At 47.1% G+C, this 20,380-nt stretch carries 19 protein-coding genes; 12 read left to right on the top strand and 7 right to left on the bottom strand.

Features of this window, described 5'->3' with window-relative positions; translation table 11 throughout:
• The first annotated feature begins 107 nt into the window (after positions 1 to 107).
• From H6F50_RS22525 to H6F50_RS22515, 3 genes are all read left to right on the top strand, one after another.
• Positions 108 to 1,526, top strand: a complete 1,419-nt coding sequence (locus H6F50_RS22525) for a serine/threonine-protein kinase (RefSeq protein WP_190430422.1) — start codon at positions 108 to 110, stop codon at positions 1,524 to 1,526.
• 73 nt (positions 1,527 to 1,599) lie between these two features.
• Positions 1,600 to 2,967 (top strand): type IV pilin-like G/H family protein, encoded by a 1,368-nt coding sequence (locus tag H6F50_RS22520; RefSeq protein WP_190430421.1) that lies wholly within the window; start codon positions 1,600 to 1,602, stop codon positions 2,965 to 2,967.
• 106 nt (positions 2,968 to 3,073) lie between these two features.
• Positions 3,074 to 4,261: a serine/threonine-protein kinase gene (locus tag H6F50_RS22515; RefSeq protein ID WP_190430420.1), complete on the top strand. Its 1,188-nt coding sequence runs from the start codon at positions 3,074 to 3,076 to the stop codon at positions 4,259 to 4,261.
• A gap of 22 nt (positions 4,262 to 4,283) precedes the next feature.
• On the opposite strand, the gene H6F50_RS22510 is transcribed toward H6F50_RS22515, so the two are convergent.
• Complete coding sequence (locus tag H6F50_RS22510; protein WP_190430419.1) at positions 4,284 to 6,476, bottom strand: recombinase family protein; 2,193 nt, start codon at positions 6,474 to 6,476, stop codon at positions 4,284 to 4,286.
• A gap of 44 nt (positions 6,477 to 6,520) precedes the next feature.
• On the opposite strand from H6F50_RS22510, the gene H6F50_RS22505 reads away from it, so the two are divergent.
• Entirely contained in the window at positions 6,521 to 7,897 is a 1,377-nt protein-coding gene (locus H6F50_RS22505; protein ID WP_190430418.1) for a proton extrusion protein PcxA, read from the top strand.
• Positions 7,898 to 7,958: 61 nt separating this feature from the next.
• Here H6F50_RS22505 and hpsU read toward each other — a convergent pair whose 3' ends face one another.
• The 4 genes from hpsU to H6F50_RS22485 form a co-directional block, all read right to left on the bottom strand.
• The gene (hpsU, locus tag H6F50_RS22500) at positions 7,959 to 8,552 is read right to left on the bottom strand and encodes a hormogonium polysaccharide biosynthesis acetyltransferase HpsU (RefSeq protein WP_347277202.1); all 594 of its coding nucleotides are present in this window, start codon (positions 8,550 to 8,552) and stop codon (positions 7,959 to 7,961) included.
• Between the two features lies 1 nt (position 8,553).
• Entirely contained in the window at positions 8,554 to 9,507 is a 954-nt protein-coding gene (locus H6F50_RS22495; RefSeq protein WP_190430417.1) for a glycosyltransferase family 2 protein, read from the bottom strand.
• A gap of 51 nt (positions 9,508 to 9,558) precedes the next feature.
• Entirely contained in the window at positions 9,559 to 10,521 is a 963-nt protein-coding gene (locus H6F50_RS22490) for a glycosyltransferase family 2 protein (RefSeq protein WP_190430416.1), read from the bottom strand.
• 93 nt (positions 10,522 to 10,614) lie between these two features.
• The gene (locus H6F50_RS22485) at positions 10,615 to 11,352 is read right to left on the bottom strand and encodes a hypothetical protein (RefSeq protein WP_190430415.1); all 738 of its coding nucleotides are present in this window, start codon (positions 11,350 to 11,352) and stop codon (positions 10,615 to 10,617) included.
• A 319-nt stretch (positions 11,353 to 11,671) separates the two neighbouring features.
• On the opposite strand from H6F50_RS22485, the gene cobU reads away from it, so the two are divergent.
• Both cobU and H6F50_RS22475 read left to right on the top strand, forming a co-directional pair.
• Complete coding sequence (gene cobU, locus H6F50_RS22480; RefSeq protein ID WP_190414368.1) at positions 11,672 to 12,226, top strand: bifunctional adenosylcobinamide kinase/adenosylcobinamide-phosphate guanylyltransferase; 555 nt, start codon at positions 11,672 to 11,674, stop codon at positions 12,224 to 12,226.
• 113 nt (positions 12,227 to 12,339) lie between these two features.
• Positions 12,340 to 12,762, top strand: coding sequence for a hypothetical protein (locus H6F50_RS22475; RefSeq protein ID WP_190430414.1), 423 nt, complete (start codon positions 12,340 to 12,342; stop codon positions 12,760 to 12,762).
• Positions 12,763 to 12,786: 24 nt separating this feature from the next.
• On the opposite strand, the gene H6F50_RS22470 is transcribed toward H6F50_RS22475, so the two are convergent.
• Complete coding sequence (locus tag H6F50_RS22470; protein WP_190414364.1) at positions 12,787 to 13,752, bottom strand: ribonuclease Z; 966 nt, start codon at positions 13,750 to 13,752, stop codon at positions 12,787 to 12,789.
• Positions 13,753 to 14,184: 432 nt separating this feature from the next.
• Between H6F50_RS22470 and H6F50_RS22465 the strand changes: the two genes are divergently transcribed.
• The gene (locus H6F50_RS22465; protein WP_242029171.1) at positions 14,185 to 15,369 is read left to right on the top strand and encodes a SpoIID/LytB domain-containing protein; all 1,185 of its coding nucleotides are present in this window, start codon (positions 14,185 to 14,187) and stop codon (positions 15,367 to 15,369) included.
• 133 nt (positions 15,370 to 15,502) lie between these two features.
• Positions 15,503 to 15,727: a hypothetical protein gene (locus H6F50_RS22460; protein ID WP_190430413.1), complete on the top strand. Its 225-nt coding sequence runs from the start codon at positions 15,503 to 15,505 to the stop codon at positions 15,725 to 15,727.
• Here the strand turns inward: H6F50_RS22460 and H6F50_RS22455 are convergent.
• Positions 15,722 to 17,047: a hypothetical protein gene (locus H6F50_RS22455; RefSeq protein WP_190430412.1), complete on the bottom strand. Its 1,326-nt coding sequence runs from the start codon at positions 17,045 to 17,047 to the stop codon at positions 15,722 to 15,724. The two genes, H6F50_RS22460 and H6F50_RS22455, sit on opposite strands and share 6 nt — an antisense overlap.
• 68 nt (positions 17,048 to 17,115) lie before the next feature.
• Here H6F50_RS22455 and H6F50_RS22450 point away from each other — a divergent pair, with 68 nt between their 5' ends.
• The 4 genes from H6F50_RS22450 to H6F50_RS22435 all read left to right on the top strand — a co-directional run bounded on the left by H6F50_RS22450 (position 17,116) and on the right by H6F50_RS22435 (position 20,087).
• Positions 17,116 to 17,763, top strand: coding sequence for a pentapeptide repeat-containing protein (locus H6F50_RS22450; protein WP_190430411.1), 648 nt, complete (start codon positions 17,116 to 17,118; stop codon positions 17,761 to 17,763).
• Positions 17,764 to 18,081: 318 nt separating this feature from the next.
• Entirely contained in the window at positions 18,082 to 18,603 is a 522-nt protein-coding gene (locus tag H6F50_RS22445; RefSeq protein WP_190430410.1) for a photosystem I assembly protein Ycf3, read from the top strand.
• 90 nt (positions 18,604 to 18,693) lie between these two features.
• Entirely contained in the window at positions 18,694 to 18,984 is a 291-nt protein-coding gene (gene gatC, locus H6F50_RS22440) for an Asp-tRNA(Asn)/Glu-tRNA(Gln) amidotransferase subunit GatC (RefSeq protein WP_190430409.1), read from the top strand.
• Between the two features lie 113 nt (positions 18,985 to 19,097).
• Positions 19,098 to 20,087 (top strand): glutathione S-transferase family protein, encoded by a 990-nt coding sequence (locus tag H6F50_RS22435; RefSeq protein WP_190430408.1) that lies wholly within the window; start codon positions 19,098 to 19,100, stop codon positions 20,085 to 20,087.
• Positions 20,088 to 20,380: the final 293 nt, after the last annotated feature.

The following is a 20,380-nucleotide window of genomic DNA, read 5'->3' as shown; positions in this document are numbered from 1 at the left end:
TAAGTGAAATAGAGTGGACACCTGACGGGGTGGTAGCGAAACGGTAGCGCTTAGAGCGATCGCTAGCTAAATTGGAGTACATACGGCGCTAAGGAACCAAGGGCGAGATGCTGGAAGCACAGCAGGTATTGCAAGGGCGTTATCAACTTCAAGAAAAATTAGGACAAAATGCTGGGCGTCAAACCTGGCTGGCAACTGACATTGAGGCATCACCGCCACAACAAGTCATCGTCAAACTGCTAGCCTTCAGCCCCCAGATGCAGTGGGACGAATTCAAGTTATTTGAGCGTGAAGCGCAAGTTTTGAAAAATCTCGATTACCCCAAAATTCCCCGGTATCGAGATTATTTTTCCCTCGATAAACAGGTTGGCGCTGGTTTGTGCTGGTTTGGATTGGTGCAAGAATACATTCCCGGTGCTTCCCTGCAAGAATTATTGAAACAGGGCAAACGCTTTACCGAAGCCCAGGTGCGGCAGATTGCCACCGAGGTGCTGAATATTCTCACCTATCTGCACGAGTTAAGCCCGCCGTTGCTACACCGCGACATCAAGCCCAGCAACTTGATTTGGGGAGAAGATGAACAAATTTATCTGGTGGATTTCGGCGCAGTTCAAGATTCTGCCGTGGCGGAGGGAGTCACCTTCACTGTGGTGGGAACGACTGGCTATGCGCCGCTAGAGCAATTTTGGGGAAAGGCAGTTCCGGCATCCGACTTGTATGCGCTGGGGGCAACTTTGATCCATTTGTTAACCGGCATCGCCCCGGCAGATTTGCCTCAAAAGAATCTACGGATTCACTTTAGCGACAGGGTTAGCCTTAACTCCAATTTTGTCCGGTGGATTGAAGCGATCGCCGAACCCGATTTAGAGCAACGATATCGCACTGCCCGTCAAGCACTAGAAGACCTTAAAGCCAATCGTTCTCTCAACGCTCTCCTGCAACAAATCCGTCAGCCTGTTGGCAGTCGCGTTCAGCTTTGGAAGTCTTCTACCCAGTTAAAAATCAAAATTCCTGGACGGGGAATATTGCTACTTACAGACATTCTCACCTTTACAGGGAAATTGATGCTAGTAGCGACCTCTGTCATCTCTCTATTTCTGCTAGGTTTATTGCTGTTATGGCTAGGTTTCTTAATATTTTATATGCTCTTGTCCGTGTTGTCATCGATTCATTTAATATTTTTTTTGATTTTACCCATTCTATCAACGCTGTTTTTGGGTCGGCTATGGATGAGCCTACACAATGAATTGTGGAAAATTCCAGCTGATTTGAAATGGCCCCTGCTCAATTATTGGGGAGATTATTGCATCGAATTCTATCAAGATAACTTTGTAATTAAAAGGGAATTGTTTGGGTTGAAATATCTTAGCCATCGGGGGAAAATTTCCAGCATCAAAAATGTTGAAGCAATTCCTTTAGAAGGAGTCACTCTCGAAACAGGGTTGCTGAAATACTGTTTCGCTCAGAACCTGACTGAACCTGAACGTAACTGGATAGCTCGACAGATCCAAGACTGGCTGAGATAGGAGCGAATGACCAAGGGCCATCCCAAACTAGGTATTTGTAATCCTTAAATGCAACTAATCAAGGAAAATTACCATGCTGCAAGCAGAAAAAGTCTTACAGGGTCGCTATCAGCTCACACAACAACTGGGACAAAATGCAGGGCGTCAAACCTGGCTGGCAGAAGATTTAGAAGCAGAACCCAGCGAATCGGTAATTGTTAAATTGCTAGCTTTCAGTCCTCAAATGCAGTGGGAGGAACTCAAGCTTTTTGAACGGGAAGCTCAAGTTTTGAAAAACTTAAACCATCCCAGAATTCCAACCTATCGAGATTATTTTTCTCTCACTAAACAGGCGGGTGGTGGCTTACCTTGGTTTGGATTAGTGCAGGATTACATTCCCGGCAGTTCCCTGCGCCAGCTATTAGATAAAGGCAAAAAATTTACACCAGAGCAGGTACGCTATGTTGCCACGGACATCCTAGAAATTCTAATTTATCTGCACGAATTAAGTCCACCTGTATTACATCGAGACATTAAACCTAGCAACATAATTTTGGGGGAAGATCGGCAGTTTTATTTGGTTGATTTTGGTGCGGTTCAAGACCGCGCTAAGGCAGAGGGTGTTACCTTTACTGTGGTAGGAACCAGTGGCTATGCGCCGCCAGAACAGTTGTGGGGACGTGCAGTTCCAGCATCAGACCTTTATGCGCTAGGAGCCACCCTAATTCACTTGTTAACTGGAACGCCGCCTTCTGAGTTACCGCAGCATCAGATGCGGATTCAATTTAGCGATAAAGTCAGCCTCAATCCCAATTTCAGCAGTTGGATTGAGAAGCTTATAGAGCCAGCTCCAGAAAAACGATTCAGCACGGCACGCGAGGCACTTGAAGCTTTGCAACAAGTGGAAAGTTTTAAAAGCTCCGATAGCGAAACAGAGGCTCAGGCAAATGGCAATTCGGTTCGTTATGGTCGTTTAGCACTTTCAACTGCGCTGCCATTATTTACTTTTATGGCTCTCATCGCGGCTATTGCTCTGCCAAGTTTTTTTGCCAAACGGGCAATCATTGAAAAATCCGAAGCAAGACAATCTGTTGGGGCGATGAATCGTGGTCAGAAAGCTTATTTCATAGAAAACAATGAATTTTCTAATTCGGTTGAAAAACTAGGAATTGGCATGAAAACTCAGAAAGGAAACTACGAATATGCAACTCGTGTGCTGGCGAGTAAAGCTGCATTTAACTACGCAATACCCCATCGTAATAACAAAAGCTATGTTGGAGGTGTGTTTATAGTACCTGCAAAATCCTCAGATGCTGTTAAGGGCAAGATGAAAACAATAGCAATTTTGTGTGAATCTAATGCTGTTGGTGCTACCAAACTCCCAGAGCCAATTTATAACAATGGCAAACCAGCCTGTCCTGCGGGCACACTAGAGATACCAAAAGAGCAGATAGGAAGGTAGATAAGGGCGCTGTGACAAGATGAAAAACCGAATTATCAGTATACGTGAAGGCAAATACTAAGTTTCTAAATCCCTCATCTCAGCTTTCTACGGAAAATAACGAATAATGGTGCAAGCCGAACAGATATTACAGGGGCGTTATCAACTCAAACAAAGATTGGGACAAAATGCGGGACGACAAACTTGGTTAGCGACGGATATTGAAACTGAAGAAAAAAATTTAGTCGTTGTCAAACTCCTCGCATTTGGCGGCGAGGTACAGTGGGACGATCTCAAACTGTTTGAGCGAGAAGCACAAATCCTTAAGCAGTTGAATCATCCCCGAATTCCTAAATATGGGGATGATTTTTGTATCGATGAGCGATCGCTCTGGTTCGGGTTAGTCCAAGAACACATCCCCGGTACCTCTCTGAAGGAATTACTCGTACAAGGGAAAAAGTTCACTGAAAAGGAAGTCCGTAAGATTGCCTCGGAAATTCTGAATATTCTGATTTATCTACACGAGCTGAGTCCCCCAGTCCTACACCGAGACATCAAACCGAGCAATTTAATTTGGGGTGATGACGACAAGGTATATTTGGTTGATTTTGGAGCGGTGCAAGATAAAGCCGCGAAAGAGGGAGCTACCTTTACTGTCGTCGGAACTTACGGCTATGCGCCGATGGAACAATTTGGCGGAAGGTCTGTTCCAGCTTCAGACTTGTATTCCCTGGGAGCCACTTTAATTCATTTGTTGACAGGTACGGCACCGGCAGATTTGCCTTCTCGGAACTTGCGGATTCAATTTTCTGAGCAGGTGAGCATCAGTCCCCCATTCATTAGCTGGATTCAAAAGTTAACAGAACCAGCTCCAGAGGAACGGTTCGCGAGTGCAAAATCTGCCCTGAAAGCGCTTAAAGAAGGAACAAGGATTAAAACTTCAACGGGTATCCAACCTTCAAAGCAACCAACCCTGGTCAATAATTCTGGGCAAGGCGGTTTATTGGATGAGACAGTACCAGTACCTGATGAAATCAAAGGTTGGAATTGGGGCGCATTTCTGATGCCTTATCTATGGCCTTTGAGCAATCATGTTTGGATTGGACTTTTAGCCTGGATACCGAGTATCGGTTGGTTGATGGGGTTCGCCCTCGGTTCTAAGGGCAATGAATGGGCTTGGAAAAGTAAAAAATGGCGGAGTATTGAACAATTCAAAGCCCATCAAAGAGGCTGGGCGATCGCGGGATTATTTATCGGGATACCGATGGCTTGGGCATATATCTGGATACTCACCCTTTTTCTCCATGCCCTCTAAAAACCTCGCCAAGATCGCGTGGTTAGCTGAGTGCATAATCAGGGTTCAAAGGAATTGAAGCATTGACTAAGGACAATAACGGGCCAGTTTGCTCCTGTCCATTGGTCGCCAAATCGCTATGGCACAGATAAATTCGCTCCCCCACTCGCCCCAGTAAATCCAGCAAAATCCGCCGCAGTCTTTGCTCATCTGCTTCTTGAGTATCTTCTTCGGTTAGCGCCTCTCCCGACCAATCCTTGAGAAACAAAGGGGCACCGTAGAGAGTGGCAGCACCGCCTTTTGACCAGAGGTGCGAACCGGCATCCAGCCAAAATTGCCATCGGTGGAACCGACGAGCCGCCCGATATTGGAAGATGGTTGCCAAAGTCACGGCGTGACGGTCAAGACCGAGGGGGCGCACAGGGTAAGGGTTCGCGGTGACAGTACCGCGACGCAACAAGCAGATAAACCGATCGATCGTGGTGTAATCTGGGGTTTCAATGCGATCGCTCTGCCGCAACCGTCCATCAACTTCCCAGTAGTGTTGGGCGGTTTCCATCAGTTCGCGTAAGGCGGCTAGCTGGTCGTAGGGGAGATTGCTGCCTTTCCACAAAAACTGCTGAATTGCCCGGTCAAGCAGGGCGACGCAGTTGGGAATCAGACGCTGTTCCAGCTGACCTCGTTGCACTTCTAGCCACTGCAAAATCTCTTCATAAGCAGCACAGGCTGAGTGCCCTAGCCGATCCCAGCGGGGGAAATACGTCACCGGCAGCAACCGGGGTTGCTCTGGATCGGGGGAATAGCAGTAATCGGCTAATAAACCCGCCCTGACTGGGTCAATCTTGAAGGATGAAGGATGAACGATCGGGGATGAATGGGTGCTACCTCCTGAATCCGGACTCCTGAATCCGGACTCCTGACTCAGTACCACCAGCATTTCCGCCACGGCATCCCGGTCTACCAGTCGCCCCAAGCCTGGATAAACGAGCGCCAGCAGCGTCAGCAGTGCCCGGATCGTGGGGGAAGCATTCAGGGGGCGCTGTTCGCTCAAGGTTTGGACGGGGATATCCTGGCTGCTGAGGATTTCGATTAAGGTATAGCGGGCGATCGCATCCAAACCAGGGGCAATCACTGCCACTTCCTGAGGCTGCACCTGTCCGTTGTGTATCGCCGTTGCGATCGCTAAAGCGGTTTCTCGCAACAACTGAGCGCGGGATGTGGTTTGAATCAACTGTACCGACTCTGGTAAGGTCAACAGAAACATGGGGTCGCTCACCGCTTCCACCACCGGCTTTCCGTAAAGTGCCGCCACACTGCTCGGTTCCTGGCTCAAAGTTTCTACCTGACAGCGCCACTCTAGACTGGCTAGATAATTTGGATCGGCGTTCAAACCGAGTCGCACTGCCCCATCCGGATTATAGGTAAAGGCTCCGGCTGCTCCTTTATCTAAAAGGAAGTTGAATAGATCGCAGGCGATCGCTGGATAATCATCCACATTATCCGCCAGTACTCCCTGATACCGGCGAATCAAGTGCTGCTGATAAGCTTCGTCTGGCAGTAGATAACGCCAATAAAGTTCGCAAATAATCCCATAGGTCAGCAATCCCCGGTCTAAACACCATTGCCGCCAATCAATCAGCAATTTTCCGATTTTCTCCCAGTCGGGGCGCTCCACCACCGGATCGTCGTCCCTGGCAAACCCTTGTTGATCTGCGAAACCTTGTTCGAGAAGACTGGGAATTTCCTCAATAGGTCGTCCTGCGATCGCGCACAGCTGCAACAAGTCCAGAACGCGACGCACCGAACGAGACTCGCTCACCCCCAAAAACTGAAGGCTACCATTATCCAACTCCGGACGCCACAACCGGGTGGCTAACTCCTGCTCAGTTTCTGGGCGCAGTCTAACTGGAAATTGTGCCCTAAGATTCAACCGCTGAATCAATAAAGGCCAAAATAAGATCGCCTCATCCTGAAAGAAACCCAAAGGCGTTTTAGATTGAATCGGATACCGCCCCTGTGTTGCTGTAGCCAAGCGGTCAGCTAATTCGCTCCGATTATCATCATTAGCAGCAAAGACTAAAATTGTCGGTGCCTGCTCCCGCCTTCCCGCCTTCCGACGCCAACCTCGCGGTTGAGATCCCCGTTCAACCCACTGGCAAAACAGGTTTACAAGGCGAGTTGTCTTTCCACTGCGAGTCGGCCCGACGATCCAGATGGTCTGCGATTGCGTTAACATTGCTAAACGCTGAGTGATACTTGTGTAATCGTTCGGTTTCTATTATGAAACTATCTTTCTTGTCACAGCTCCAATCTTACTTAGGAACTGCCAACCAGTGGTTTTCAGACACCCCAGAGAGAGCCTTGGATCGGGCATATAAGGCAGCCTTAATGATTAAGGCTTTGGAAGATGAACATTTTGACGGTAAAAAAATCTCCCCAGATTGCCAAAAATACCGTGAAAATGCCATGTCTTATTTTGAAACAAAACTTAGAAATTACTTAAAAACTGCTAAATTTGGGCTGGCAGAGTTTCAGGCTAGCGCTTCAATAGTGACTCGTTCTAATCCAGATTTAACGAGAAAAACAAAACTGACCGGAGCGCCAAATTTTAGCCGAGAAGATTTTGAAATTCAAGATAAACAAGCCATAACTTTAGAAAAGCTTAAATTTATTGATGATGTTTTATCTAAATACAAGCCCGAAAAGGCTCGTTCTTCATCAGCCTTAGTACCCGTAGCCCAATCTAAGTCTGTAGAAGCGAACTTGAGAAATGTTGACCGGAATGAAGCCAAAAATCTAGTCAATCAGCCACCTTTGTTTCCTACAGACCAACGAGTGGCTGAGGAGGCTGAAACAATGACTGATACAACCAGTTTTGTGCCTCGTTCAATCTTGAGTACCCTGGATCGACTTAAGAGAAATTTTGATCCCAACTCTGAAGAAGAAGTTGTTCAAAGTTTTCGCACTTCCCAAACGAAAACCATCATTTCTATTCGGTTTATTTTAGTTTTAATCTTAGTTCCTTTATTAACTCAACAAGTAAGTAAAACTTTCTTTGTCGGACCTCTTGTAGATCGCTTCCGGGAGCCAAACAGAACTGAAATTTTCCTGAATGTCGATCTAGAAGAAGAAGCTTTTCAGGAATTGCAAAGATTTGAAGAATTACTAAAATTCAAAAGCTTAATCGGTGTAGCTCCTCAATTATCTAAGGAGGAAATGGAAGAAGAAGTTAAAGAGAAGGCATTAAAAATTGGGGAAGAATATAGTTACAGAAGTGCCAACGCTATCAAAAATGTTTTTGCCGATCTAATTGCAGCGGGATCTCTTTACCTTTTGCTGCTTAATAGCCAAAGAGAAATTGCAGTTTTCAAAGCTTTTATAGATGACGTAGTTTATGGTCTCAGTGACAGTGCTAAAGCTTTTATTATTATCTTGTTCACTGACATATTTGTGGGATTTCACTCTCCTCACGGCTGGGAAGTAATTCTGGAAGGAACGGCAAGGCATTTAGGCTTACCCGAAAACAGGGATTTTAACTTTCTATTTATTGCTACCTTTCCCGTCATTTTGGACACGATATTTAAGTATTGGATTTTTCGCTACTTAAACCGAATCTCTCCGTCAGCCGTTGCTACTTATCGGAATATGAATGAATGAATAATTAAAAATGCAAACTTAAAAATTAAAGAAAAGGGATTCTTTCCACCACTTTTAATTTCTAATTTTTAATTTCTCTAGGGTAGTGGGGACGGCAAGGACTGCCCCAGCAGACCTGCTGGGGTGGAATGTTACCGAAAACGCTGCTACGTGCCCCAATCACAGAGTTCGCTCCGATTTCAACCCCAGGCGCAATAAAGCAATCTGTGGCAATCCAGACGCCGTTGCCAATCGTGATACTGGCTGTCATTAGCTTGAAAGCTGGGTCTTGGATGTCATGACTGCCGGTACAGAGGTAGCTTTTTTGGGAAATGACACAGTGCTGACCGATCTGAATGCGGTCAAGGCTGTATAAAACGACATCATCCCCAATCCAGCTATAATCTCCGATTTCGATTTTCCAGGGATAAGTAAAGCGGGCGGTTGGTCGGATGACTAAGCCGCTGCCGATTTTTGCCCCAAACAGACGCAAAAGCCAGCAGCGGATACCGCTAGAGGGATGGGGAGTTAAGGGAAAGGCGATCGCTTGCACCAACCACCACAGCAAGACAAACCAACCCGGTCGTCCTCTGTCAAACCAGGATTGGTCGTAACGGCGTAAATCAACAAGAGATTCCAACGCGATCGCTGGCGGTTGTTCGCCTGGTTCCAACACCCTACACGCTTCCTTTTAATGAATCTGGCTGGGGTACGGACTGGGGAGGCACGGAGGAGGAAGCCGCTACGTTCAACTGACCGCCAAACTCCATCAATTCATAAAGTTTGACGCCAATTTGATACTCGTATTGACTCATCAACCGTGCATAGATGTATCCAGCTTTCCCATCCAAAAAGCCTCGCTGAATAATGTAAATCAAAATAAACCGGATCAACGGTTTGAATGGAAGGCGCACCCAAGTTTTTTTGAGATACCGCTTGCGCTGTACCGCATCCCCAAACAAATTAGCGCCAATCGTGCCGCTTTCGTCTTTGCCAGTCAGGATATTTAAATAAACGCGGGCTTCCCAGTTCGAGTAGCGGTTATGCCGTTCCAACCAGTGGAATACGTCCCGAAAGTCAATGTGCAGCATATCGTTTTTCAGATAGCCTGCTTTGCCTTGCAAAATGACGTGTTCGTGAACTTCGTTGTCGCCTGTGTTGCGGATTTCTTCTGTCCCCAAGTTTTCGTAGCGACCTGTTTTGTGCTTAAACAAACGCAGGTTCCAGTCGGGATACCTACCGCCATGTTGAATCCATTTGCCGAGGAAAAATACTTTACGGTTCAGGTAGTAGCCTTCGTATTCTGGATTCTGAATGGCAGTTGCAATTTCATCCCAAAGTTCGGGGGTAATGCGCTCATCACAATCAACAATTAGCACCCATTCGTTATTAAACGGCAGATTGTCTAAAGCCCAGTTTTTCTTTTTAGGCCAGCGACCGTTGAAGTGAAATTGAACAACTTTTGCGCCGTAACTTTCGGAAATTTCAATCGAGCGATCGCTACTTTGGGAATCTACGACAAACACTTCATCAGCCCTGGCTACACTCTCCAGGCAAGCCGCCAGATTTGCTTGTTCATTTTTAGCGGGAATCAGAACCGAAACAGGAAGTTTGGAGGGTGTGGAGGTCATGACCGTGAAGGATGAAAGAACAATTAGAAATTAGCAATTAAGAATTAAAAATTAAGAATTTTCTTTTTCAATTTTTAATTCCGGCTCTGGATTTTGCACTTTGAAAGGAGCAGATAACATCCCTTGAATTGCTGCACTCAAATAACCCACCTGACCGTAGGCATACACGAGATTGTCGAACCGTTGGGCAGCATCACCAAAATATTTAACAGATTTGTAGAGACCTCGCACGAGTCGTTCGCCTCCTAACAATAGCTGGCGCGGTCCTGCCTTACCGGCGATTTGTTCGCGGTAACATTCACTGATGCCCTGCCACCAGCCTCGGCTCAAAAACCAAGCTTGTTCAAGGCGTTCGGGAGATACATTATGGGCAACTAAGGCGTCAGGCAGATAGGCAACTTGCCAACCTAATTTGAGTGCCCGTTCTGTCATGTGTAATTCTTCATTTGATAACAAATTTTTTCCGACTCGACCCAGATTAACATCGAACCCCTCAATTTGCTCTAAAAAGGTACGTCTGAGCGAGTAATTCAAGCCTCTGGGGGTCATACCAGGTTGTTTGATATAGACGATGGAATCTCCTAAATCGTATGCTCCCAAGCACCCAGATAGTCCAGGGGAAAGCCACAGAGGAGGCGTGATGCCATCGGGCCAGATTAAGGTAACTTTGCCACCCGCGATCGCTAGTTTTTCATTGCTTTGATAAGCATCATAGAGTGCCGACAGCCAAGACGGGCTAGCAACGGCATCATCATCTAGATAGGCGAGAATTTCACTTTTGGCTTCCTTGGCACCCGTGTTGCGGGCGACAGATAGACCCATAACGCCTTCGTAGACGTATCTTACCCCTGGTCGTGCTTTGACGATTTCGGATGTGCGATCGCTGGAGGCATTATCCACTACCACGACTTCAAAATCCGGAAAATCCTGATTCAGCAAACTATCAATGGCAGCACCTAAATACTGCTCTCGATTGTGAGTACATATAATCGCAGAAACTTTAGGCTCTGTCATAAATTTGGGATTGGGGACACCTTAATTAAAAGTGCAAAATTACAAATTAAAAATCGCAGAAATTACTGATTTTCAATTTTTAATTTTGCATTTTTAATTCTCACTTAGATGACTATGTAGAACAACGAGTGTTTCCGCTAGTTGACTGAGGCGGGTTTCCAGATCCTCTTTGCGATTCAGCAGCAGGCGCAGCTTTTGATAACGAGCGATCGCGACACTCACACTCGGAATCTGTTCGGGTGGACAGGGACGCGACCAAAATTGACCATTCTCATCCATTCCTACCAGGCGGTATCCAGCCCGTGGAGATTCACAAGTCACCTTTTCATCGGGTTGATTGCACAGTTCTTCTACATAGTCCATCAGCTGGTGTACGGACTTGGCATGACCCTTGTCTACCACCTGACGCAGCGCCTCAACCCCAACCTCTGGTTCGCGGGAATGAGACTCTAACCAACCATCAACAATCGGCCCTTCTAGATAAATATCTTGAATTTGGCGCAAGGTTTGATGAAGTTCTTTCTGCCAACCTCCAACAATCGCTTCAATTTCTTGCAACAGGGTCATCGCCAAGGCAGGATTTGCAGCGTTCCGATGGTTGGTGAAACTGGGAGCTTTTAATTTTGGCAGGACGGGTGTCTTGCCAGATTGCTTTTGGTCAGAGAAAGCCTGTACGGTCATTGAAATTGAGCGATTGGCATCTGATGATGCCTCTGAACCCCACCCCTTCGGATCGGGCTGATCTTCCCAAGGGGACGGATTTTCTATGACAGGACTTTGATCAGCCAATCGATCCAGTGTTGTCTCAATCCGTTTTAATTCTGGTTTCATAGTTATCTGACGCCACTCCTGCAAATCAAACCTGTTAACTAACTGCCGCTAGAATCTCTAAAAGGTTGGGATTGGTGCTTTTCCTGGTATTTTTACTTGCTTTGTGTTTCTATGCTTTGTGTTTCTATTTTATTTGTTTATTTGTCTGGTAGGATTAACGGTCTCGATGCACAAAACGAAAATTTATGGGAAGCCTGACCGCTAGAATAACCCGGACACTGTACAGGTGGGTAAGATACAAATATTGCCACTGTTGAATTTAACTTTAATGCACAACTCGCCGGAAACGGGTAAAAAAGTTCTTTGCGATCGCATCTGAATGACTTCTGTTAAGCATTTAATCTTAGTGACTGGTCCAGCCCGTTCCGGGAAAAGTGAGTGGGCGGAGACTCTGGCAATGCGTTCGGGTAAGCCGGTTATCTATGTGGCAACGGCTCACGTTGACCCCAACGATCTAGAATGGCTGGCTCGAATTGAACAACATCAACAACGACGCCCTAGGGAATGGACAACGCTGCAAGTGCCGCTAACACTGGCGGCAACGATTCGGGCATCTCAGAATTCTAGTTGTCTCCTCGTTGATTCTTTGGGAACTTGGGTGGCGAATTTTTTAGACCAAGACGATGAATCTTGGGAAAGGACGTGCCAGGAGTTGCTGGAAAGTTTGGAAAGTAGCGTCAGTGATGCGATTTTGGTGGCAGAGGAAACGGGGTGGGGCGTTGTTCCCGCCTATCCCCTCGGTCGAATGTTCCGCGATCGCTTGGGAAGGCTGGTGCGTCGAGTGGGCGCGATCGCTAACCCAGTCTACTTAGTTACTGCCGGTCACGTTCTCAACCTGAGCCACCTGGGAACGCCGTTACCAAAATTATCATAGGCGCTAGCATAGAAAGACTTAAAGGCAAACTGGCAATTGCGAATGACTCATTGCTAATTGAGAAAAAGCGAGTTGTTCATTACCCTATACCTATTACCATTCACTCCTTTGCTATGGCATCTCAACACCAAGTCAAACAGTATCTTGCTTATTGGTTTCAGTTAGGCAAAAAAGTTTTGATTCGGAATGGTCAAGAAGCGCTGCTGCCACAACCCGTGATTCGGGGCGATCGCTACTCGCAAGAATTTGAAAACTGCTGGCAGCAAATCCTCTCGCCAGAGTCGGGGGACTGCTACTTAGAGGGTACCGCAGAACCAATTGCCCAGTTGCTGACACCAGCATGGGATGTGTCACCCTGTTCTCGTTGCACCATGCCCGTCCCCGTCCGGACTGTGGGAATGCCGCCTTTAGCGTGTCCCTGTAACGATCTCAGCGGCTGGCCCAACACAGAAGTTCCGCTACCGCGATCGCCCATCAGCAGTCAAAACCGTCTCGTTGAAATACGCGACCGGCTGCGGAACGCCAGCGGTCTGTAAACAGTAACAATGCACAATTAAAAATTAAAAAAGAGAATTTTTAATTTTTAATTCCTCTTCCCGCCGCCGAGGCACCTCATAATTTAGAAAATCATAAGCCAATTCCGTACTCGGAAAAATGGCACGCGCTTCCGTAAGCAGGTCATCCAGCACAATGGCATTACCGGGGGCATAGCGGGGACTGAAATGAGTCATGATCAAGTGCTTAACACCAGCAGTATGAGCAACTTGAGCCGCCATCGTTGAAGTGGAGTGCAAGCGATCAAAAGCTAGCTGGGCGTCTTGGTGGGCAAAGGTCGCTTCGTGAATTAACACATCCGCATCCTGCGAAAGTTCCACCGCCTCGTCACAATAAACTGTGTCGGTACAGTAAACAATTTTGCGACCGATTTCTGTCGGTCCACACAGATCCGCCCCATGAATTTGCCGCCCATCTAGCAGCGTCACCGTTTCGCCGCGTTTGAGTTGCCCATAGACCCGACCCGGAGGAATTGAGAGGGCTGCGGCTTTTTCTACATCAAAGCGCCCCGGACGGTCTTTTTCAGTGACTCGGTAGCCAAAAGCAGTGACGCGATGCTTCAGGGGACCACAGGTAACGATAAATTCTTCATCTTCATACACCACTCCAGGCTGTACGATGTGAACCTGAACCGGGTAGGAAAAATGGGTTGAAGAGTATTGTCTGCAAGCACGCAGGTATTCATTGAGACCGGGGGGACCGTAGAGGTCAATGCGTTGAACATTGCCAGCCAAACCACAGGTTGCTAAAAGACCCATTAAGCCGAATATATGGTCTCCGTGCATATGGGTGATAAAAATACGGTTCAGTTGACCGATTTTCAGGTCACTCCGTAATAGCTGGTGTTGGGTACCTTCACCACAGTCAAACAGCCAGAGTTCTCCTCGTTGAGGTAGCCGTAAAGCCACGCTGGACACATTGCGCGATCGCGTCGGTACACCGGAGCTTGTCCCTAAAAAAGTAATTTGCATTTTGGCAAGAAAACGGTCACAAAGTCTAGGAATTGCCTTCCGTAACTATCCTGACACAGCATCTGAGGAACACGCAGTTCCGCTGAAGACTCAGGATAAAAGTTCACAAGGTTTATGAGTAGCACTCCGGCAGTAAACATGGTAAATATATCCACGATAAGAAAAGTCAGTGGGTTGTGCCAATTTATAAGCGGATCAGCTCTCAAGGGTCTTGAACTAAGGAACGTGGATTAAATAACTGACACTCATTCATCTTCATGTAAGGGCTTTTTCTGTGCCATACCCATACGCTTTTGAATTGGGACTTAATAAATCCACCTTCCTAAGAGAAGTTCAAGGACGGGATTCTTGCTCTCATGTTCAATTTAAGTGGAATTTAATAATGACTATCCCTAGCACTCTATTTGGCATCGTGTGAGGAGATTTTAATAGATGGTAACTAAACAGCTCCTAGGCAAACAGAAATCCTTCATGCTTCAGACTTCTTGCTTCATCTTAGGCTTCGGGAAGGCGTCCTCCGGGCGGCTACATCCTTCTAAATGGTGGCTGACTTTTTTGTTGTGGCTCATGCTGGTTGCTCCTGCGAAAGCGATGGAACTGCGCGTAGCGATTCAAGAAGGCGTCAGCAAGATTACCGTGGGCAGTTCCACCAAAGCCGTAATCCGCGATAGTGCCGGTCGAGTAGTAGGGCAAATGGCGGCAATGGATGGCATGGAAGCCCGTCCTACAGGCGGTGGCGTGGCGCTGGGCGGAGAGCAAAGCACGCAACTGATAGTGGAACCGACGGCTGGCGGTTATGTTTGGATCGGCGATCGCTGGTATCGGGGACGCACTCGATTGGTTCGCACCGGCAAAGGACTCACCGCCGTCAACCAAGTTGATTTAGAACAATATCTTTACAGCGTCTTAGGCTCGGAAATGAGTGCTAATTGGCCTCTGGAAGCCTTGAAGGCGCAAGCTGTCGCCGCTCGTTCCTACGCCCTGTATAAGCGTCAAACTGCTGGCAATAGCGTTTTTGATGTCGGCGATACCCAGACTTGGCAAGTTTACAAAGGTCTGGAAACCGAAGCCGAGTCAACGCAAATGGCTGTGAATGCCACGGCTGGGCAAGTTTTAACCTACAACGGTCAAATTATTCTTGCTGTCTTCCACTCCGCTTCTGGAGGACACACGGAAAATGTGGAAAATGTTTGGTCGGAACCCCTGGCTTACCTGCGCGGCGTTCCAGACTACGACCAAGGGACACCAGGCTACCAGTGGCAGAAAAGCTTCTCCCGCAACGAACTTAGTCGGCTTCTGGGTGTAAGCAATGTTAAATCTTTGATACCGGAACGCACCACTCCTAGCGGACGGATTATGACGATGAAAGTCGTTGGAAGTGGTAGCACGCGGCGGATGACTGGAAGTCAGCTGCGTCAAGCACTGAAGCTTAGGAGTACGTTGTTCACGGTTAGCTCCACAGGAACGGGTTTTCAGCTCAACGGTCGTGGTTTCGGTCACGGTCTTGGTTTAAGCCAGTGGGGGGCTTACAATTTAGCTCAGCAGGGGACAAACTACCAGCAAATTTTGGGGCATTATTACCAGCGCACCGCGATCGCTAGCATGAAAGTGCAGTAGAAACGGGGCAACTGTTACCGCCCCAAAGTAGGGATGAGCGAAGCGGTAGCCACCAAGTGACATCGCTTCGCTCATCCCGGAGCGATCGCTCCTTGCTTTTCAGCTGACTTAATCAAACGCCAGAAGGATTGCTGTGAAAAAGTGGGAGTATCTCTTTGTTCGGTTTGACTACTTTGCAGGCGATCTCCGACCCAAAAGTGTCAACGAAAAAGACTTTCGAGATAAACAAGACATCCCACCTCTCCATGAATTATCCAATCAACTCGGACAGGAAGGCTGGGAATTAGCGGGGGTGAATTCCCATCCGGGTTATGGATATGGCTTCTTGATTTTTAAACGCCCCAAGGAATCTTTATGAACCGCTCTGGTTGAGGCGACGCTGCCATTCTGCATCAATCTTATCGGCTTGCTCGATCTCCTGTTCTATAAGCTCGGTTTCGGTCGTGTAGGCTAAATCCTCGCGACCGATTACTGTTTTCGCAGCAAATTGTTGAGCATAAGCAATTTTTTTCTGCAAAGCAGAATTCGCTTGATTCAAGAAGATAGCGCGTTCTTGTCGTTGTTGATTCCGGGCTTCAACTCGCTGATTTCTCCACTGAATCCAGAAATAGCGAATTAAGGGAATTGACAGGAAAGCGATGCCGTAACTCAGCAAAATCCAGTAAATTGACTGCACGAAGGCGATAAGTCCGCCGGATTGCGCTAATTGAACCCCTATCTCTCCCCGTAACAGAGAATTGAGAACTAAAGCACCGATAATATTCACGGCACCTAATCCCGCAGAGAGCATAATTTGTCCGCTATCGGCTTGGCTAAAGCGCCAAGGACGCTCTCGGAGATATGCACCCACTGGCTGCGAATTTCGCTCTTGCGCTGTAGTTTGTAATTCAGGGAAGTGATAGACGATTTCCCCGTCTGGGCTGACTTCTGGTTGCCCATTAAAACGAGTGAGGACGGGAAGCATATAATCTTCGTATTCTTTGCCCCAGCCTTTGCCCATGTCATCGAGATAAGGTGCGATTTGCTCGGCGGTGACAGCACCCTGGTTATTGCGGATTACAGTGGCAATTTCTTGCCAGCGGCGTTCTTCTAAATCGGCATTAGGATTCCCATCGCCAAACAGGAAGGAGAAGACGGCTTCTAAGAAGTTCATCTGTCTCTTGCCTTCGGGGGATGAGACACGACGCTGCTGGTAGCGATCGCTATAGTCTGGATAGAAAAACCACCAGATGTCAGGGCCAAACCAGAAGCGGGGCATAAAAACCATACCGCCGCCACCGTGATGACCGCCGCCGGAATCATCGCTGTCGCGGCTGCTATTGACGGCGATTAGAATAACTGCGATCGCGACAAAAATTAGGACAATGGAAGCAATCAGGATAATCCCGAAGGAAATCCGGATCAGGTAAAACAAAACTTTCCAAATTTTTTCCCACCATTCCTTCAGTCGCAACCGCAAGAACTTATTGCGGAGAACTGTCCGGAAATTCTTAGGGAAAAGGTAGACTATCTCGCCGGTTTCTGCTACCTGCAAGTGTCCACCGGCGTCGGATGCCAGAGCGAGTAATCCAGCCTGAGCCATGTTGACATTTAACCCAGCTTGGGTTGCCACATCGCCAACCGTGACACGGTAGCCCAGGTGTTCAACTGCTTGCATGAGGGTGGGATTGGGAGCCATGTGCTTTCCTCAAGGACGGAGGCTACTATCACCAGTATAAAATTTTGGCAAATTCCAGCAGGCAGATTATGAAACCAAGAACTCGCGCGATCGCTCTTAACCTATTCGCTCTTAGCGTATGCCACCCTAAACCGAAGCGCCGCTTGGCAACGCTAACGTGGCTGTTCGCTCTCCTATTCTCACTTTTGGGATTAACCACACCACTCAAAGCAGCCAATCTGGAACACGTTCAACATTTGCTAAAAACTAAACAATGTCCTCAGTGTGACTTGAGGGGTGCTGAGTTGAGAGATGCGGACTTAAGGGCGGCTGACTTGAGGCGTGCCGATCTCGCCGGTGCCAATCTCAGTGCTGCCGATTTAAGAGGTGCCAACTTTGGTGGGGCAAATCTAGGCGGTGCCAGCTTTATTAATAGTGACCTCAGCGGTGCTAACTTGAGCGGCGTTAATTTGAATTTAGCGGCGTTGATTAAAGCCAATCTCACAGGCGCTAACCTTGCCGGTTCTGAGTTGACGATGGCGAAGTTACCGGGCGCTGACCTCACCAAGGCTGATTTGCGGCAAACGAATCTGATTAGTGCTGACTTGAGCAATGCCATTCTCCGAGAAACGGACTTGCGAGGGGCGGATTTGCGAAATGCTGATTTTGAGAATGCGCTTCTCGAAGGCGTCCAGCTCAATAGTGCAATTCTCCCAGATGGCACTTTGCATTATTAAACCCAACCATAGTCAAGGGTGCATTAGCCTTACGGCTGAGCGATCGCCAAGCTTTAATTCCGTATATATAAGCGCACAGATTTCCATTCTCTAAATATACACAAGGACTAGTATTTATTTTGTATAAAATAATACGTCCCCTAAAAAAACACTGAGAAACTCTGTTGATTGAGGAAAGAACAACAAATGCGCGATCGCATTTGTTAATCTCAATCCAGTTGACTCCCAGAGCGCGTTAAATTAGCTTAAAGAGCATCACTGAGCGATAAACTGACCAGTCTACACTCTCCTAATTAGCGCAGCATTACAGAGCCGGATATGCCAAGAACGCAAAAAAACGATAACTTCATTGACAAGAGCTTCACGGTAATGGCGGATATAATCCTGAAAATCCTGCCTGCCAACAAGAAAGCAAAAGAAGCCTTCATCTACTACCGCGATGGTATGTCAGCGCAGGCAGATGGTGAATACGCCGAAGCTCTAGACAATTACAGAGAAGCCCTAACGCTAGAGGAAGACACTTACGACCGCAGTTATATCCTCTACAATATGGGGCTGATATACGCCAGCAATGGTGACCACGAGCAGGCTTTGGAATACTACCACCAAGCGCTTGACTGTAATCCCCGCCTGCCTCAAGCGTTGAATAATATTGCCGTCATTTACCACTTCCAGGGTGAAAAGATCAAGGAAGATGGAGATCCCGAAGCTGCTGAAGCTTTGTTTGACAAAGCAGGAGAATATTGGAAACAAGCGATTAGTATGGCTCCGAATAACTACATCGAAGCCCAAAATTGGCTCAAAACGACTGGGCGCTCTACGATGGATATCTTCTTTTAGGTAACAGGGAATAGGTAATCAACACAAGAGAAAAAATTACCTACTACCTACTATCCAATGACCAATTACCAATAAGCCATTACCACTGTTATGATTGACCGCGAACAAGTTCGCAAAGTTGCCCATCTGGCTCGCCTAGAACTGACCCCCGAAGAAGAAGCCCAATTTACAACCCAACTAGGCAGTATTTTGGAGTATTTTGAACAATTAAGCGAACTTGATGTCAGTGATGTGCAACCCACAACAAGGGCAATTGATGTCAGCAATGTGACACGCCCTGATGAACTGCAACCCTTTCTCAACCGGGAAGCTATTCTCACAGGTGCCCCAGATCAAGAGGGTGACTTTTTCAAAGTGCCAAAAATCCTCAGCGCTGAGTAAGGTACTCGCCCTATTTTGCACCTAAGACCGATGAATTTTAGGTGAGAACCTGACCCAATAAGTGTGGGGCAATCTTCCTGGGGTTGCCCTTCATACTCTCAAAGGAGAACGTTATGGGTTTAGGTCTTTTGATTGATGGAAAGTGGGTTAGCGAACGAGAACAAGAAGACTCCCAAGGAAAATTTATTCGCCCATCAACAACCTTCCGCAACAAAATTACAGCTGATGGTTCTAGTGGCTTTAAGGCTGAACCAGGTCGCTATCATCTCTATATTTCCTGGGCTTGTCCTTGGGCGCAACGAACCGCAATTATGCGCCAATTGAAGGGATTAGAAGATGTTATCAGTCTCTCAGTTGTGGCGCCCGAAATTGATCAAAATAGTTGGGAATTCTCAGAAGAACCAGGTTCTATCCCCGATACGGTAAATAAGACTCGCTATTTGTGGGAAGTTTATCTTAAAGCGGATTCTAATTACAATGGGCGGGTGACTGTCCCAGTTCTTTGGGATAAAGAAACTGCCACGATTGTGAATAATGAATCCCGCGAGATCATTCGGATGTTTGATACAGAATTCGATGATTTCGCCAAGTCTGAGATGAATTTTTATCCAACAGAATTGCAGGAGGCGGTTGATAAGACGATTGATGCAATTTACCAACCGATTAATAATGGCGTTTATCGGGCAGGATTTGCGACTAGCCAAGCCGCCTACGATGAAGCGGTGACGGAACTATTCGATGCTCTCGATCGTTGGGAAAAAGTGTTAGCGGAGCACCGCTATCTGTGTGGAGAAAGCCTCACCGAGGCAGATTTGTGTATGTTTACCACTCTCTTGCGCTTCGATGCCGTTTACTATGTCCACTTCAAGTGCAATTTACGCCGGATTGTAGATTACCCCAATCTTTGGAATTACCTGAAAGACCTCTACCAGGTGCCGGGGGTAAAGGAAACCTGCAACCTCGACCATATCAAACGCCATTACTATAAAAGCCACCCGAAAGTTAATCCCACCAGAATTGTTCCAAAAGGGCCGTTAATTGATTTTGAGGAACCTCATAACCGCGAACAATTATCGCCTAAAGCCAAGGTGATCGCTGTGTGATTTCTCATTAAAAAAGCAAGGTGGGTAGTATCCACCTTGCTTTTTTAATAACTAGGGTGAAAACGCAAATGCTGTAACCTACATTCCGCAGGTTCTGGGTAGAGTCAAAGAGATTTTTTGAAATAGGAGTCAACGGCAACCTACGCCAAATCGGTAGTCCTAAAGATGTAAGGATAGGAGAGATACCGTTCCATCAGAAGCACTATGTCTGATTCCCAACCAACTTGCCCGGTTTGTCAGTCAACTCATGTCGTCAAAAACGGCAAAATCCATAACGGTAAACAGAACTTTAG

Source organism: Coleofasciculus sp. FACHB-712, assembly GCF_014695635.1.
Classification (GTDB): domain Bacteria; phylum Cyanobacteriota; class Cyanobacteriia; order Cyanobacteriales; family FACHB-T130; genus FACHB-T130.
This window is presented reverse-complemented; position numbering and strand designations above follow the sequence as displayed.